Here is a 487-nt window from a genome sequence, read left to right as displayed (position 1 = left end):
TCACGGGCGAGCCACTCCTTCTTGAGGACGCCGACGCCGTGCTCGCCCGTGATGGTCCCGCCCAGCTCCAGGCCGAGCGCCATGATCGCGTCGAAGGACTCGCGGGCCCGGCGGGACTCGTCGGGGTCGGTGTGGTCGAAGCAGACGACGGGGTGGGGGTTGCCGTCGCCCGCGTGGGAGCAGACGCCGATGGTGAGTCCGTACTCCTCCGCGATGGCGGCGGTCCCCTCCAGCATCGCGCCGAGCTGCGAACGCGGGACGGAGTCGTCGTAGATCTTCGTGGCGGACGTGACGGCCTCCAGCGCGGTGAGCGACATCCGGCGGGCCTGGTGGAGGAGTTCGGACTCGGCCGGGTCGTCGGCGGGGACCACTTCGGTGGCCCCCGCCGCCGTGCTGAGGGCTCCGTCGGGGGCGAGGTCGGCCGCCGGGTCCGGGGTGTCGAAGGCGCAGAGGAGGAGAGCCTCGGTGGTCTCGGGCAGTCCCATGG

The 487-nt window shown here is 72.9% G+C and carries 1 protein-coding gene; it reads right to left on the bottom strand.

From position 1 onward, the window contains the following. Positions 1–487: FAD-linked oxidase C-terminal domain-containing protein (locus RM812_RS42180; protein ID WP_311586309.1), on the bottom strand; the 487-nt coding region annotated here is incomplete at both ends.

The sequence above is a fragment of the Streptomyces lancefieldiae genome (assembly GCF_031845825.1).
Classification (GTDB): domain Bacteria; phylum Actinomycetota; class Actinomycetes; order Streptomycetales; family Streptomycetaceae; genus Streptomyces; species Streptomyces lancefieldiae.
Note: the sequence above shows the minus strand (reverse complement) of the source record. Positions and strands in the feature narration are given on the sequence as shown.